This window comes from Streptomyces nigra, from assembly GCF_003074055.1.
Classification (GTDB): Bacteria; Actinomycetota; Actinomycetes; order Streptomycetales; family Streptomycetaceae; genus Streptomyces; species Streptomyces nigra.
Genome location: NZ_CP029043.1, coordinates 7,446,547 through 7,462,409 on the forward strand (window position 1 = coordinate 7,446,547; position 15,863 = coordinate 7,462,409).

A 15,863-nucleotide genomic window follows, 5' to 3' on the forward strand; every position below is an offset into this window, starting at 1 on the left:
GGTGCTCGAGCGAGCGGGAGGCGCCCGGAGACGTCAGAGGGCTTTCACGGGGATTTCACTCCGGGACCGAACAGTCCAGGATCCGCCCGTCCACCGTCCCGACGACCAACCGCCGTTGCTCCGGCCGGTACGCCATGGACGCCGGTGTGACCGCGTGGCCGTGGGCGCTCAGGGTGTGTCGGGCTCGGACCTCGCCGGTCGCCGCGTCCAGGATCTCCACCTCGCCCGTGAGGTAGGCGACGTAGACCCTCCGCTCGTCGCCGTCGAGGTCGGCGAGGGGCTTGTCGGTCTCGTACACCCAGTGTGGCGCCCCGTCCGGCAGCCGCCGGCTCACGACGTACGTGCCCTCGCGGGCCTCCGCGTACGTGGCGCCCTGTCGGTAGGAGCGGCCCGCGTGGACGAGGGCGTCCGTCAGTTCGACGGCGGGCCCGCACCAGGGTTGGAACGCCGACGCCGGGTCCCAGCGCAAAGGGAACAGGGCGCGCAGAACGGCCTGACCCTGCTCGCCCGGAGGCTCGATCGCGTTGATCCACGGTGCGGCGTCGTCGGGGCCGGGACCGTCCACGTACAGCAGTCGGGCGCTGTTTCTGACCCGCAGAGCGCGGGAGCTGGAGAGGTTGGGGGCCAGGTCGACGCGTGCCACTTCCCGGTGTGCGGGAGTGAGGACGCGTGCGGCGTGTGCCTCGCGGCCTCGCGGGCACAGGGCGAGCCAGCCCTCGCGTGTGGCGGACGGTGCCGGGGCCGACGGCAGGTTCACCTCGTCCAGCACACGGCCGTCCGCGGTCGCTATCCGCCGGACCGTGGTCCCGCGGTCGACCTGGCGGCCCGCCACCTCGTCCCGCTGGTAGCCCCGGTAGGTCACCCAGGCCGACCGGCCGTCCGGGGCGGCCTCGACACGGACACTGCCCTCCCCGACGGCGGGGAGCGCCCAGGTCAGCCCGCCCGACGGATCCCAGCACTCGAGGTCCGTGTGCCGGCCGGTGGCGAGCACCCGGCCGTCCGCCAGCACCGCGAGGTCCCGCACCTCCCCTCGCCGCCGCCAACGGCCCTGCGTCAGACGCGCGAGCGTGTCCTCCACCCGTGGGTCGTACAGGAGTCCGCTCTCGACCATGGGATGGCGTGTGCGGTCGGGGTCGACCAGACCGGGCGGAGCGGACAGCCAGTCGTCCGCCGCGACGGCCAGTTCGAAGCCCTTGTGGAAGCCGCCGTCCTTGTCCTCGGGGGAGAGCAGCATCGCGAGCCTGCCGTCCTCCAGCCATCGCAGGTGGCGTACTTGGCGGCTCTTGCTCAGGAGGTTGGTCACTTGCCCGGTTTCCAGGTGCAGCAGGAGCAGCTCTCCCTGGAAGTCCCACGAGCCGTCGTAGCGGCCGGTTCCGACGGCGGCGAGCGGCAGGTCGGGGTGGGGTTCGACGGCACATACGGCGTAGCGGGAGGCGACTACGTGGCGCGGACGGAGGGTGCCGGCCTCGTACACGCCGATCCGGTGGGCGAGCCACTCGCCGGTGCCGCGCCACATGACGTGCCCGAGGTCACCGGCGACGACGACGCAACCGTGGGGCACGTCCTCCACCGCCCACACCGGCCGACCGATGGCGGCGAACGGCTGGTCGCCGAGTATGCGGTGGACGTTCAGTTCATCCGGCATGACGATCTCCCCCCCAGGTGGCGCACAGTCTGCCAGGGTGACGCCGGGTTGTGGCCTCCTGGGAGGCGGTTCGGTCGTCCGCGCGGAGTGACCCTGCATCTGGCCGGGGGAGTCGAGGCGGGGTGGCGCCGTAAGGATTCCGTCATCTCCTGAGTGCTGCGGCCGGCAGGTCCCCCCTCGTTGAATGGGTGGCGACAGGCGACTCTCAGAAGGGCGAGACAACCATGAGGCGCGGGCGGAAGGCCTTCCTGACCAGGCCGTGGATCATCACGGTGCTGGTTGTGGCGGTGGCCGGGGTCGGTTTCGGACTGTACTGGTTCCAGCCGTGGAAGCTGTGGCAGGACGAGACCGTCCAGGAGGCTCTGCCGGGGGCCGTTGTCACGTCCGCACCACCCACGGGGCCGTCCGGGAAGCCGTCCCCGCCGCCCGCGCCGCGGACGCTTGCCAGCGGTGAACTGATCAGCCACGAGCACGCCACGTCGGGCAGCGTGCGACTTGTGGAGCTGGCCGACGGCTCCCACGTCGTCCGGCTGGAGAACCTGGACACCAGCAATGGACCGGACCTTCGCGTGTTGCTGACCGACGCACCGGTGCAGGAGGGCAGGGCAGGCTGGCATGTCTTCGACGACGGCGAGTACGTCAGCCTGGGCAAGCTCAAGGGCAACAAGGGAAGCCAGAACTACGTCCTGCCGGACGACGTCGACCCTGCCGGCTACACCAGCGTCAGCATCTGGTGCGACCGCTTCGACGTCTCCTTCGGCGCGGCCGAGCTCGCCCGCGTCTGAAGCAGACCGCGACCCGTCCGCAGTCGTACGCTGCGGGTGTGGAGCTGCGTTTCGGGATACGGCGGTCGGACTCACCGTGGGTCGACAGTGTGTGGACCTGCACGAGCGAGCAGGTCACGGCGATGACGTCCGTCGCCGGTGTGCGCTGGGGTCTGGTGTTCTGGGAACAGGACGGCCGGCCGTACGCGGCGGTCACCGGCCCGGAGACCCGGACGAGCACGGCACCCGTCCCGGAGGGCGCCGTGTTCACCGGCATCGAGTTCGCCGTCGGTACCTCGCTGCGGGCCCTGCCCACACCGCGGTTGGTCGATGGAGGCGCGGAACTCCCCGACACGACCCGCCGGACGTTCCGACTGGACGGTGCCCGCTGGGAGACACCCGGCGCTGACGACGCCGAGGCCTTGGTCGACCGACTGGTCGAAGCCGGCATCGTGATCCGCGACCCGCTCGTCGCCGAGGTGCTGCGCGGCCACGAACCGGATGTGTCCGGCCGTACCGTCGAGCGCCGCTTCCGGGCGGCCACCGGTCTGACGCGAGGGGCGGTCCGGCAGATCGAACGGGCCCGTACGGCGGCGGAGCTGCTGGCGGCCGGTGACACGGCCGCCGACGTCGTCGCCAAGCTGGACTACTTCGACGAGCCGCACCTCGCGCGGGCACTGCGCACCTACGTGGGTCGCACCGCCGGACAACTGCGCGAGGGTGCGGGCGGCGCGATCGCACTGGACCTGGGTCAGCGCTTGACGTCGTAGACCAGCTTCAGGATGCCGTTGGAGTAGCTCTCCGACTCGCGCAGCGACAGCATCTGCTTGTCCTGGTCGGCCCGGTGGAACAGGCTCTTGCCGGCGCCGAGGAGGACGGGGAAGACGAGCAGGTTGTACTGGTCGATCAGGCCGGCCTCCGACAGCCGCCGCGCCAGCTCGGCGCTTCCGTGGATGTAGATGGAGCCGCCGTCGCTCTCCTTGAGCTTGGCGACGTCCTCCGTCGTGCGCAGGATCGTCGAGGAGCCCCATCCGTCGACGAGGGCGTCGTCCGGCAAGGTGCTCGACACCACGTACTTGGGGAGTTCCTTGTACGCGGCGTGGTCCTCGGAGGCGGGCCAGACCGATGCGAAGGCCTCGTAGCTGCGACGGCCGAACATCAACGCCGTCGTGTCCTCGAGTTCCTCGCCCTTGAGCGACCAGGCCTCCGGGACGAACTCCAGGTCCTTCACCACCCAGCCGCCGCTGCGGTGCCCCTCCTCGGGCCCACCGGGCGAGTCCAGCACGCCGTCGAGCGACATGAATCCGGTGTAGACCAGCTTGCGCATCTGCTTCTCCTCATCGGGTGCTGAGCTTCTGACGTCAGGTTAGGTGGCGCCGGGGACGACGTCTTGGACGGAAACGACATGGGGGCAGCCTGACGGTAAGGCCAGTCACCTCTGCCAGGAGAGCGTGTCGATCGATGCGATGTCGAAGCAGCTCATTGATCCATCACCTCACGCATTGATCCGGTAGGCAGGCTCTCGAGCGTCTCAGCATCGCATCTGACCAGGGCTTTTGTTTCCCGACCGTGCCTGGCGAGGCTCAACGTGACGCTCGTAGGATGCCTGCATGCCCAAGCCGTTACGGATGAGCCGCCGGGTTTGGATTGCCGCGTGGGTGGTGCTGTGTGTGGCCGGTGGCTCTGCCACCGTCGCGCTGAACACCTCTCGGGCGCCTGAGTCGCGGCCCGAGAAGCCCGTCAGCCCCGAGTGCGCCGAGTACATCGAGGACGTCGAGGCGCAGTTGGCCGAGGCCGAGAGGGATGGCGTCGACGACGGCGTGCTGGCCTTCTCGCGAAGCCGGGTCGGCGCGGAGGACTGCCATGATGCGCTGCTCGACCACTTCGGCGGCGACCGCTGACTGCGGTACAGGGCCTCCTGAGACAGAGGGCTGTCCTGTGTCGGTGTTGTGGCGATCATCGGCGTGAGCGCCGGCGGAGGAATCACGCGGACGGCCGGTTCTCTGCGTGGGCCCCGGCGTAGCTCGCCTCCTGGTACAGGACGGCATACGCCGCCGCCATCTGCGCGGTCTCGAAATGGCGGTGGCCCCGTCCGTCATGGGACTGCGGCGCATCCGTCGGGGGACAGCGTCCCCAACTCATCCGGCCCTTCGAAACTGGCGGCGAGCATTCACCGTTCCGCCGGCGCCGGGCTCACGGATGTCGCACGTCCATCACCGCGGCCCCTCAACCGGGCCCACCCAGCATGATCTTCCACACCCGGGTCGCCACCTGCAGATTGAGCCGGTCCTCCACGTCCGTGAGGTCATGGCCGCTGATCTCACGGATGCGCTGGAGCCGGTAGCGAAGCGTGCTGCGGTGGATCGCGAGGGATTCGGCGGTCTCGGCGTAGTTGCCGCCGCAGTCGAAGTACCGGGACAGAGTGTCCACGAGCGCCGCGCGGTGCAGACCGTCGTAGTCGATGAGCTCTCCCAGCCATTCCCGGACGAACCCCTCCAGCTCCTGGTAGTCGTTGCCGGGTCCGAGGATGCGGTAGAGGCCCAGATCCTCGAAGAACGTCATGCCCCGTCGGCTTGGGGACCGCCGGCGTACCTCCAGGGCACGCAGTGCCTCCTGGTAGCTGCCGGGGATACCGTCCGGGGTCGTGCAGCGGGCGCTCACCCCGATCGTCCCGTCAGTGGTTCCGGTCTTCCGGGCGAGCGCCTCGTACAAGGCATCGTCATGGGGCCTGCCCGTGGTGACCAGGACCACGTGGTCGGAACGCCGAGTCACCAACGACGGCATGCCCACGGCCGAAGCCGACTGGCCCACGGTCCGCGCGAAAGCCTCGTCGGAGACCTGGCTCCTCCACCGCACGACGACCACGTACTGGACGCGGCGCAGGTCGTGTCCGAACGCCTCGGCCCGGGCGTAGGCGCTGGCCTCGTCCGTGCCGGCCAGGAGATCGTCGACCAGTTCGCGGTGCAGCCGCAGCTCCACCTCGGCCAGACGACGCATGTGCGACAGTTCCAGGGCGAGTGACGTGGCGGCGTGCTCCAGGGCGAACACGGTGTAGTCGTCGGCCTCGTCCCGGGGGTCGATCAGGGCCAGTGTTCCGAGGACCTCACCACGGGGGCGGATCACGGAGATGAGCCGATCCTTGAACCGCACCGGTCCGCCTCTGCGGGCGGCCTGCTGGAGCATCTCCTCATGGCGTGCGGGGTTCGGGTCCGGATAGGGGTCGGGGCGGCCGGGGCCGGTCCAGGACCGCAGCCGGCCGAAGCGGTCCTCCAGCAGCACCGGGAATCCGGTCAGCTCGTGCAGTGCGCGGGTGATGGCGTCCTCACCGCCGCCCGATGCCGCGCCTTCGGTGAGCGCGTCGTGCACGGCCCGCTGATATCCCGCCTCGACCACGAGGGAGATCAGCCGCTGCTGGAGGGTCGCCCGTTCTCGACGCAGCTGGTACAGCTGCAGGGTGTCCTCCTGCCGGCGACGGCGCGCGCCGGCGACCGACAGGGCCGCGGCGGTGAGCCGTACCAGCATGGCCAGCAGGAAGTGCTGGGCGTGGGTGGGCCGGGAGCGAGACGTCACCACGAGGTATCCCTGCATGCCACCGGGCCCGTGCAGGGCCAGGGCTCGGCCCCATGACCGGCCGGGAACGTCGACGGGGCCGTCCTGCCCCGCCAGCTCCCGCACCGTCCGGTCGACGGCCGGCGCATGGTCCGGCTCGGCCTGCGGGCCGGGGAGCAGCCGGCCGTGCACCCTGAGGTATCCGGCCTCGGCCCTGTACGGTCCGACGGACGACACATGGTCCATGGCCAGGCGCAGGATCTCGTCCTCGTCCCCCGCGTCGAACAGGGCTCGGGAGACTGCCAGCAGTGCGTCGGGAGGATCGGCCGGCTTCGGAAGGCGCGGGCGGGACCCCCTCGCCGAGGCGGTCGGCCGCCGCGCGAGACGGCCCCATGAAAGGCCGCTTTCCGGCACGGGACGGCCTCGGCGCAGGTCGCGGGCCCAGTGGTCGGCCATGGGATCACTACCTTTCCCGAGCCCACATAAAGGTGAGCGGCTCTCGCGTACCCCTCTGCGGCCTGCTTCACCCGATTTCGCCGCATTCATTCGTGCTCGCGGGGCGACCGCTCTCGCCGTTCTCTGACCTGTGGGGGGCAGGCGCGGAGCCGCTCGGTTCGCGAGCCTGGGGCGTGCCGGGGGCGGCCGGACCCCGACGCCGGCGGACGAGGACGTCGCCGACGAGGCCGTACGGCTGTGCGGCGGGCCGGTGACCACCGACACCGGCACACGTCCCGCCCCCACCTGAACGATCGGACCGCAGCTGTGGCGCATGGCGCCGCACCGGGAGGAGTTCCTCATGGCCAAGGCAGTGGGCATCGACCTGGGCACCACGAACTCGGTGATCGCCGTGTGGGAGGGCGGCGAGCCTTCCGTCGTGCCCAACAGCGAGGGCAACCGAACGACACCGTCCGTAGTGGCCTTCACGGACACCGGGGAACGGCTGGTGGGCCAGCTGGCCCGGCGCCAGGCGATCCTCAACCCCAAGGGCACCATCTACTCGGCGAAGCGGTTCATCGGGCGGCACTTCGACGAGATCTCGGACGAGGCCAAGGCGGTGGCGTACGACGTCGTGGAGGGCCCGGGCGGCGTCGCCCGCTTCGAGGTGCGCGACAAGCTGTACGCGCCCGAGGAGATCAGCGCCCAGGTGCTGCGCAAGCTCGCCGACGACGCGTCCAAGCAGCTGGGGGAGCGGGTCACGGAGGCTGTCATCACGGTGCCCGCCTACTTCAACGACGCGCAGCGGACCGCCACCAAGGACGCCGGGCGGATCGCGGGACTGGAGGTGCTGCGGATCATCAACGAGCCGACCGCGGCGGCCCTCGCGTACGGCATGGACAAGAAGCAGCACGAGACGGTGCTGGTCTTCGACCTGGGTGGCGGCACCTTCGACGTGAGCATCCTCGACGTCGGCGACGGCGTGGTCGAGGTGCGCTGCACCGCGGGCGACAGCCATCTGGGCGGTGACGACTTCGACCGACGTCTGGTGGACCACCTCGCGGACGACTTCCAGAAGGAGAACGGCATCGATCTCCGCAAGGACCCGCAGGCCCTGCAGCGCCTGTTCGAGGCGGCGGAGAAGGCCAAGACCGAGCTGAGTTCGGTGACGCAGACGCAGGTCAGCCTGCCGTTCATCACCGCCGACGCCTCGGGGCCCAAGCATCTGACCGACTCGGTCATGCGGTCCACGTTCGAGCAGATCACCGGCGATCTGGTGGAGCGCTGCCTGGGGCCGGTCCAGCAGGCCATGGCCGACGCCAAGGTGGGCGAGAGCGACATCGACGAGGTGATCCTCGTCGGCGGTTCCACCCGCATCCCCGCCGTCCAGGCGCTGGTGCGCCGGCTGACCGGCGGCAAGGAACCCAACATGAGCGTCAACCCCGACGAGGTCGTGGCCCTGGGTGCCGCGATCCAGGCCGGGGTGCTCAAGGGCGAGGTCAAGGACGTCCTGCTGCTCGACGTCACCCCCCTGTCGCTGGGCGTCGAGACACGCGGCGGCGTGATGACGAAGATCATCGAGCGGAACACCACCATCCCCGTGCGCCGCACCGAGACCTTCTCCACCGCCGAGGACAACCAGCCCGCCGTCGACATCGTCGTCCTCCAGGGCGAGCGCGAACGGGCCGCCGACAACCGGGTCCTCGGCCGCTTCCAGCTCACCGACATCCGCCCGGCGCCACGCGGCGAACCTCAGATCGAGGTCACCTTCGACGTCGACGCCAACGGCATCCTCAACGTCAAGGCCCGAGACCGGGACACCGGCAAGGAACAGGGCATCACCATCACCGAGAGCTCCAACCTCGACCGCGGTGACGTCGAACGCATGGTCCAGGAGGCCGAGCGCAACCGGGGCGAGGACCAGGCCCTGCGCGAGGCCGTCGACGCCCGCAACGAGCTCGACGCCATCGCGTACCAGGTCGACAAGCGCCTCGCCGAGCTCGGCGACGCCGCACCCGCGCACGAGAAGGCACGCGCCGAGATGCTGGTGTCGGACGCCCGCGCGGCGGTCAAGGAGGAGGCGGGCGTGGAGCGGGTGCGGCCCCTGACGTCCGAACTGCAGCAGGTGCTGTCCGGGCTGCTGGCGCACCAGGGCGGCGCCGGCACGGCCGGTCCCGGCCAGGACACCACCGGGGACGGCGCGACCGGCGGCGGCCCGGCCGGCGGCGGTGGCGGTGACGACGACGTCATCGACGCCGAGTTCGACAAGGACTGAGGAACCTTCGACAAGGACCGAGGAACCGAGGAACCGCCATGCCGATCCACCCCAGGCAATCCGACCCGGCCGTGCCGGACCCGGCCGCTCCGGAAGGTGCCGTACGCCCGCCGGACCCGGCCGACCCGGCTCCGGAGGGTGCCGTACTCCCTCCGCGCGGGGACCTGCCGCCTGCGGGCTCGCCGGCCGGGGCGGGGCCCGACACGGACAAGGGACCCGGCCCCGACGCGGCCGGCGGCCCCGCCCCGGCCGAGGACGATCATGCGGCCGAGCTCAGGGAACTCGAGGACCGCTGGCGGCGCGCGCTCGCCGACCTCGACAACCTCCGCAAGCGCCATGCCAGGGAACTGGAACGGGAGCGGGCGGCCGAGCGGTCCCGCACGGCCGCCGCCTTCCTGCCCGTCCTGGACAACCTCGAACTCGCCCTGACCCATGCCGGAGCCGACCCCGACGCGATCGTGGAGGGCGTCCGCGCGGTCCGCGACCAGGCGGTGAACGTCCTCGCACTGCTCGGCTACCCGCGGCACGCGGAGACCGGCGTCGCCTTCGACCCGGCCAAGCACGAGGTGGTCGGCGTCGTCCAGGACTCCGACGCCCCACCGGGCACCGTCGTCGAGGTGCTGCGCCCGGGCTACGGGGACGGCCAACTCCAGCTCAGGCCCGCCGCCGTGACCGTCGCGAAGCGGGAGTGAGCGGTCATGGCACGGGACTTCTACCAGGTGCTGGGCGTGTCACGGACCGCGAGCCAGGACGAGATCCAGCAGGCCTACCGCAAACTCGCCCGCAAGTACCACCCCGACGTCAACAAGGACCCCGAGGCGGAGGAACGCTTCAAGGACCTCAACGAGGCGTACAGCGTCCTGTCGGACCCCAAGACCCGGGCCCGGTACGACCGCTTCGGCGAGGACTTCCGGAAGGTCCCCGAGGACTGGGAGGAGCGGGTCGGTGCCGGCACCGGACCCGGCGGTGGCTTCCGCGGCCGCAGGACCGCGGGTGCGGGCGGCCCCCGTGTCCGCTACACCGGCTTCGGAGACGACTTCGGGGCGGAGGGCGTCGACATCGAGGACCTGCTCGGCTCGCTCTTCGGAGCGGGCGCCGGCCCCGGCGGTGTACCGGGGGCCGACCAGGAGGCCGAGCTGCCGCTCACCGTCGAGGAGGCGTACCGGGGCGGCCGCCGCACCGTCACGCTCGCCGGCCCGGACGGGCAGCCGCGACGGTACGAGGTGAACGTACCCTCTGGCGTCACCGACGGGCAGCGCATCCGCCTGGCGGGCGAGGGCGGCCGGGGCAGCGGTGGCGCCGCCGCCGGGGATCTGTATCTGCGGGTGAGCATCCGACCGCACCCCCTCTTCCGGCTGGACGGCCGGGACGTGTACGCGCAGCTCCCGGTCACCCCCTGGGAGGCCGCGCTGGGCGCCACGGTTCCGATGCCCACCCCGGGCGGCGACACGGCCAAGGTCACGGTGCCCCCCGGCTCGTCCAGCGGCCGGAGACTGCGGCTGCGCGGCGAGGGCATGCCGAACCCCCGCGGCGCCGACGGCAACCTCTACGCCGAACTCCGCGTCATGGTGCCACCCGAGCTCAGCGACCGGGAGCGCGAGCTGTTCGAGGAGCTCGCCGCCACCTCTTCGTACGACCCCAGGAGGACGTCATGAGCGACCGACCCTCATGGGGGACGACCGGTGACCGGACCGCACGGGCCGACACGGGCGGGCGCCCTGAACGGATCAGCGCCGGCGTCACGGCAGTGCGGTACCCGCTCGTCCCCGTGCCCAGGCTCTCCCTGGACAGCGTGGCCCGCCGCGCCGGCGTCCACCCCGACCTGGTCCGGCGGTTCGTCGCCCTGGGCCTGGTCGAGGCAGAGCGCGACGCCGCCGGACGCCTGGTGTTCGAACCCACGGCCCCGGCGGTCATCGCCCGCGTTCAGCGGCTGCGCTCCGGTCTGTGCCTCAACTACGCATCCATCGGTCTGGTGCTCGACCTGCTGGACCGCATCAGCCTGCTCGAAGCCGCACTGCGCCGCACCGGTACGAGGAGTGACATACCGCCATGGACATGAACCGTCTCACCCAGAAGTCACAGGAAGCCCTCCAGGAGGCGCAGACCGCCGCCGTCCGCATGGGCCAGACCGAGGTCGACGGTGAGCATCTGCTGCTCGCGCTGCTCGACCAGGAGGACGGCCTGATCCCGCGGCTGCTGCGGCAGGCGGGCGGGGAGCCCGACGAGCTCCGTGCGGCGGTGGGGCAGGAGCTGTCCCGCCGGCCCAAGGTGACCGGCCCTGGAGCGGCGCCGGGCCAGGTGTTCGTCACCCAGCGCCTGTCCCGGCTGCTCGACGCGGCCGAGCGGGAGGCCAAACGCCTCAAGGACGAGTACGTGTCCGTGGAGCACCTCCTGCTGGCCCTGGCCGAGGAGGGCTCGTCCACCGCCGCCGGACGGCTGCTCAAGGAGCACGGCATCACCCGGGACTCGTTCCTGAGCGCGCTGACCCGGATCCGCGGCAACCAGCGCGTCACCTCCGCCAACCCCGAAGTCGCCTACGAGGCTTTGGAGAAGTACGGCCGTGATCTGGTCGCCGAGGCCAGGGACGGCAAGCTCGACCCGGTGATCGGCCGGGACGCCGAGATCCGCCGTGTCACCCAGATCCTGAGCCGCAAGACCAAGAACAATCCGGTTCTGATCGGTGACCCGGGTGTCGGCAAGACCGCCATCGTGGAAGGCCTGGCCCAGCGCATCGTCCGCGGCGACGTGCCCGAAGGACTGCGCGACAAGACCGTGTTCGCACTCGACATGGGCTCGCTGGTGGCCGGGGCGAAATACCGCGGCGAGTTCGAGGAACGCCTCAAGGCCGTACTGTCCGAGGTGAAGGCGGCCCAGGGGCACATCCTGCTCTTCGTCGACGAACTCCACACCGTCGTGGGCGCGGGCGCCGCCGAAGGAGCCATGGACGCGGGCAACATGCTCAAGCCGATGCTCGCGCGCGGCGAACTCCACATGATCGGCGCCACCACCCTCGACGAGTACCGCAAGTACATCGAGAAGGACGCCGCCCTCGAACGCCGCTTCCAGCAGGTCCTGGTCGACGAGCCGAGCGTGGAGGACACCATCTCCATCCTGCGCGGGCTGCGCGAACGCCTGGAGATCTTCCACGGTGTGAAGATCCAGGACAACGCGCTGGTGTCCGCGGCCACCCTCAGCCACCGCTACATCACCGACCGGTTCCTGCCCGACAAGGCCATCGACCTCGTCGACGAGGCGTGCGCCCGGTTGCGTACCGAGATCGACTCGATGCCCGCCGAACTGGACGAGATCACCCGCCGCGTCACCCGCCTGGAGATCGAGGAGGCGGCCCTCTCCAAGGAGACCGACCCCGCGAGCAAGAGCCGGCTCGAGGAACTGCGCAAGGAACTCGCCGACCTGCGGGGGGAGGCCGACGCCAAACACGCCCAGTGGGAGGCCGAACGGCAGGCGATCCGCCGTGTGCAGGAGCTGCGCCAGGAACTGGAGCAGGTCCGCCACGACGCCGAGGAGGCCGAACGCGCCTACGACCTCAACCGCGCCGCCGAACTGCGCTACGGCCGACTCCAGGACCTCGAGCGCCGGCTGAAGGCCGAGGAGGAGCAACTGGCCGCCAAGCAGGGGGAGAAGCGGCTGCTGCGCGAGGTCGTCACCGAGGAGGAGATCGCCGAGATCGTCGCCGCCTGGACCGGTGTGCCCGTCGCCCGTCTCCAGGAGGGCGAACGCGAGAAGCTGCTGCGCCTCGACGAGATCCTGCGCGAGCGCGTCATCGGCCAGGACGAGGCCGTCAAACTCGTCACCGACGCGATCATCCGCGCTCGCTCCGGCATCCGCGACCCGCGCCGTCCCATCGGCTCGTTCATCTTCCTCGGCCCCACCGGAGTCGGGAAGACCGAGCTGGCCAAGACCCTCGCCCGGGCCCTGTTCGACTCCGAGGAGAACATGGTGCGGCTCGACATGAGCGAGTACCAGGAGCGGCACACCGTCAGCCGGCTCATGGGCGCACCGCCCGGATACGTCGGCTACGAGGAGGGCGGCCAGCTCACCGAGGCCGTGCGCCGCAAGCCGTACTCGGTCGTGCTGTTCGACGAGGTCGAGAAGGCGCACACCGACGTCTTCAACACCCTGCTGCAGATCCTCGACGACGGCCGCATCACCGACGCCCAGGGCCGCACCGTCGACTTCCGCAACACCGTGATCATCATGACGTCCAACATCGGCTCCGAGCACCTCCTCGACGGCGCCACCGCCGACGGCGAGATCAAGCCGGACGCCCGCGCCCTGGTGATGGGCGAACTGCGGGGGCACTTCCGCCCCGAGTTCCTCAACCGCGTCGACGACATCGTGCTGTTCAGGCCGCTCGGTGAGCGGCAGATCGAGCAGATCGTGGAGCTGCAGTTCAACGAGCTGCGAAGCCGCCTCGCCGAGCGTCGCATCACCGTTGAACTCACCGATTCGGCCCGGGAGCTGATCGCCCACCAGGGCTACGACCCGGTGTACGGGGCCCGGCCGCTGCGGCGCTACATCTCCCACGAGGTCGAGACCCTCGTCGGGCGCGCCCTGCTGCGCGGCGACGTACAGGACGGCGCCACGGTCCGCGTCGACGCCCAGGCCGGAGAGCTGGTGGTCACCTATGACCAGCCCGAGGACGTGAAGGGAGCGCAGGCGGCATGAGCACTGTTCAGGCCACGAACGTCACGTGCCCGCACTGCGGGCGCAGGAACCGGGTGCCCGTGTCCGCCGAGGGCCGCCCCAGGTGTGGCAACTGCAAGCAGCCTCTGCCGTGGATGGCGGACGCGGGCGACGACGACTTCGCCGAGGTCGTCGAGCGGGCCGACGTGCCCGTCGTGGTCGACCTGTGGGCCACCTGGTGCGGCCCCTGCCGCATGGTGAGCCCCGCACTGGAGAAGGTGGCCACCGATCTCGCCGGCCGCATCAAACTCGTCAAGGTCGACATCGACCAGAACCCGCGTCTCGCGCAGCGGTTCGAGGTCCAGGCGGTTCCGACACTGCTGGTCCTCGACAAAGGACAGACCATCGCACGGCAGGCGGGTGCCGCACCCGCCCCTGCCCTGCGGCGCTGGGTGGAGCAGTCGATCGCGGGCCGTGAACCGGCCGGGAAAGGGTGATCAGCCATGACCGTACGAACCGACCCCCACCTCGCGCTCGTCCGGCCGGTCCAGCCACGGACCCCCGAAGGGTGTGAAGAGTGTCTGCTGCTCGGCTCCCCGTGGGTCCACCTGCGGCTCTGCCTGACCTGCGGCCACGTCGGCTGCTGCGACTCCTCGCCGAACAAGCACGCACGCCGTCATGCCGCCGCCGACGGCCATCCGATCGTGTCGTCGCTGGAGCCCGGCGAGGACTGGCGATGGTGCTTCGTCCACGAGGCGTTCGTGTGATGTCCGCCGACGAGACGCGGCCCAACGCGGCGCAGGTGCCGGACGAGACGGAGGAGAGCGGCCCCTTCGAGACCGCCGACATCTACGGCGCCTATCCCCGCCTGCCGGAGGACCAGATCGACCGCCTGGCGCAGCGTGGCCGGCGGCGCGAAGTCGACGCCGGCGATGTGCTGATCCGGGAGGGGGAGCGGTGCGAGACCTTCTACGTCGTCCTCAGCGGCTCGGTCTCCATCGTCGAGGGCTACGGCACGCCCGACGAACGTCTGCTGCGTGTGCACGGCCCCGGCCGCTTCATCGGCGAGCTCGGTCTCCTGAACGGGCAGGTGGCCTTCTACACCGCCGTGATCAGGGACGCCGGTGAGGTCCTCGCCGTGTCCATGGATCAGCTGCGTGACCTGGTGGCCCGGGACTCCGTCCTCGGCGATCTGGTGCTGCGCGCCTGCCTCGGCCGGCGTGCTTTGCTCGTCGGGCAGGGCGCCGGTTTCCGCATCGTCGGTTCGCGCTATTCGCCCGACACCCGGCGGCTGCGTGAGTTCGCCGCGCGCAACCGGCTGCCGTACCGCTGGATCGATCTGGAGACGGACGAGGAGGCCGAGGAGCTGCTGCGCCGTTTCGGCGTGGGCCCGGAAGAGACGCCGCTCGTCATCTGGCGGGACACCACTCTGCTGCGCAACCCCAGCAACGCGGAACTGGCCCGGCTCATGGGCCTGCCCTCGCTGCCTGCGGGAAACCATCACGGCGATCTCCTGATCGTCGGCTCCGGACCCGCCGGTCTCGCCGCCGCGGTGAACGCCGCCTCGGAGGGTCTCGGTACGACCCTGGTCGAGGCGATGGCCACCGGCGGTCAGGCCGGGACGTCGTCCCGCATCGAGAATCTGCTCGGCTTCCCCTCCGGCATCTCCGGCGCCGAGCTCACCGACCGCGCCGTGCTCCAGGCCGACAAGTTCGGCGCCCGGATCAGCGTTCCGGCGGAGGCGGCCCGCCTAGAACCGCGCGACGGCCATTACGCCGTCGGGTTCGCCGACGGCAGCGAGATCAGCGCCCGCTCCGTCGTCCTGGCCACCGGCGCCCGCTACCGACGCCTCCACGTGCCCGGCATCGAACGCCTGGAGGGAACGAGCGTCCACTACTCGGCGACCGTCTACGAGGCCCGGCAGTGCCGCACCGACCCGGTGGCCGTCGTCGGCGGCGGCAACTCCGCGGGCCAGGCCGTACTCTTCCTGGCCGGGTACGCACCGCAGGTGTATCTGCTCGTCCGTGGGCCGAGCCTCGAGGCACACATGTCGCGCTACCTGATCGATCAGGTCGAGCGCCACCCGCGGGTGCGCGTGCTGCTGCACACCGAGGTGACCGAGGCACTCGGCGACAAGGTGCTGGAGGCGGTCACCGTGGTCGACCACCGTACGGGCGAGCATCAGCAGCTCGCGGTGCGGTCCCTGTTCGTCTTCACCGGCGCCGAGCCCCACACCGAGTGGCTGTCCGACGCGCTCGCCCTCGACGCGCGCGGCTTCGTGCTCACCGGGGCCGAGGCGCAGGCCTGTTCCGTCCCCGGACTGTGGCAGAGCCAGGGCCGCGACTGCCTGACGTTGGAGACCAGCCTGCCTGGTGTCTTCGCCGTCGGCGACGTCCGCAGCGGCTCGGTGAAACGCGTGGCCTCCGCGGTCGGTGAAGGCGCGATGAGCATCCACTTCGTGCACCGCCACCTGGGCCACACGGCCGCGCCCGGCGGCACCGACAGCTCCCCGCGTACCCGTCAGAAGGAGTCCGCGTGGCTCGGATGA

General features: G+C 70.9%; 14 protein-coding genes. 11 read left to right on the plus strand and 3 right to left on the minus strand.

Translation table 11 applies throughout. The features are described 5' to 3' along the window. Positions 1–55 precede the first annotated feature (55 nt). Positions 56–1,645, minus strand: a complete 1,590-nt coding sequence (locus DC008_RS34310) for a PQQ-binding-like beta-propeller repeat protein (protein ID WP_108710359.1) — start codon at positions 1,643–1,645, stop codon at positions 56–58. A gap of 224 nt (positions 1,646–1,869) precedes the next feature. On the opposite strand from DC008_RS34310, the gene DC008_RS34315 reads away from it, so the two are divergent. Both DC008_RS34315 and DC008_RS34320 read left to right on the plus strand, forming a co-directional pair. After that, the gene (locus tag DC008_RS34315) at positions 1,870–2,430 is read left to right on the plus strand and encodes a DM13 domain-containing protein (RefSeq protein ID WP_108710360.1); all 561 of its coding nucleotides are present in this window, start codon (positions 1,870–1,872) and stop codon (positions 2,428–2,430) included. Positions 2,431–2,468: 38 nt separating this feature from the next. Further along, positions 2,469–3,179 (plus strand): helix-turn-helix domain-containing protein, encoded by a 711-nt coding sequence (locus DC008_RS34320; RefSeq protein WP_108710361.1) that lies wholly within the window; start codon positions 2,469–2,471, stop codon positions 3,177–3,179. On the opposite strand, the gene DC008_RS34325 is transcribed toward DC008_RS34320, so the two are convergent. Further along, entirely contained in the window at positions 3,161–3,736 is a 576-nt protein-coding gene (locus tag DC008_RS34325) for a dihydrofolate reductase family protein (protein WP_108710362.1), read from the minus strand. The genes DC008_RS34320 and DC008_RS34325 overlap by 19 nt on opposite strands. Positions 3,737–4,019: 283 nt before the next feature. Here DC008_RS34325 and DC008_RS34330 point away from each other — a divergent pair, with 283 nt between their 5' ends. Beyond that, positions 4,020–4,310, plus strand: coding sequence for a hypothetical protein (locus tag DC008_RS34330; RefSeq protein WP_108710363.1), 291 nt, complete (start codon positions 4,020–4,022; stop codon positions 4,308–4,310). Between the two features lie 325 nt (positions 4,311–4,635). On the opposite strand, the gene DC008_RS34335 is transcribed toward DC008_RS34330, so the two are convergent. Continuing rightward, positions 4,636–6,414, minus strand: coding sequence for a PucR family transcriptional regulator (locus DC008_RS34335; RefSeq protein ID WP_108710364.1), 1,779 nt, complete (start codon positions 6,412–6,414; stop codon positions 4,636–4,638). A gap of 340 nt (positions 6,415–6,754) precedes the next feature. On the opposite strand from DC008_RS34335, the gene dnaK reads away from it, so the two are divergent. The 8 genes from dnaK to DC008_RS34375 are packed head-to-tail and all read left to right on the plus strand — an operon-like array spanning position 6,755 to position 15,863. Further along, on the plus strand, positions 6,755–8,668 hold the full coding sequence (gene dnaK, locus DC008_RS34340) for a molecular chaperone DnaK (RefSeq protein ID WP_108710998.1): 1,914 nt from the start codon (positions 6,755–6,757) through the stop codon (positions 8,666–8,668). Positions 8,669–8,706: 38 nt separating this feature from the next. Beyond that, entirely contained in the window at positions 8,707–9,360 is a 654-nt protein-coding gene (locus DC008_RS34345; RefSeq protein ID WP_108710365.1) for a nucleotide exchange factor GrpE, read from the plus strand. A gap of 6 nt (positions 9,361–9,366) precedes the next feature. After that, entirely contained in the window at positions 9,367–10,323 is a 957-nt protein-coding gene (locus DC008_RS34350) for a DnaJ C-terminal domain-containing protein (protein WP_108710366.1), read from the plus strand. After that, entirely contained in the window at positions 10,320–10,727 is a 408-nt protein-coding gene (locus tag DC008_RS34355) for a chaperone modulator CbpM (protein ID WP_108710367.1), read from the plus strand. The genes DC008_RS34350 and DC008_RS34355 overlap by 4 nt, the downstream gene beginning before the upstream one ends. Further along, positions 10,718–13,357 (plus strand): ATP-dependent chaperone ClpB, encoded by a 2,640-nt coding sequence (gene clpB / locus DC008_RS34360; protein WP_108710368.1) that lies wholly within the window; start codon positions 10,718–10,720, stop codon positions 13,355–13,357. Before DC008_RS34355 ends, clpB begins: the two co-directional genes overlap by 10 nt. Further along, positions 13,354–13,812 (plus strand): thioredoxin, encoded by a 459-nt coding sequence (trxA, locus tag DC008_RS34365; protein ID WP_108710369.1) that lies wholly within the window; start codon positions 13,354–13,356, stop codon positions 13,810–13,812. Before clpB ends, trxA begins: the two co-directional genes overlap by 4 nt. A 6-nt stretch (positions 13,813–13,818) precedes the next feature. Further along, positions 13,819–14,082 (plus strand): UBP-type zinc finger domain-containing protein, encoded by a 264-nt coding sequence (locus DC008_RS34370; RefSeq protein WP_108710370.1) that lies wholly within the window; start codon positions 13,819–13,821, stop codon positions 14,080–14,082. Next, positions 14,082–15,863, plus strand: a complete 1,782-nt coding sequence (locus DC008_RS34375; RefSeq protein WP_108710371.1) for an FAD-dependent oxidoreductase — start codon at positions 14,082–14,084, stop codon at positions 15,861–15,863. Before DC008_RS34370 ends, DC008_RS34375 begins: the two co-directional genes overlap by 1 nt.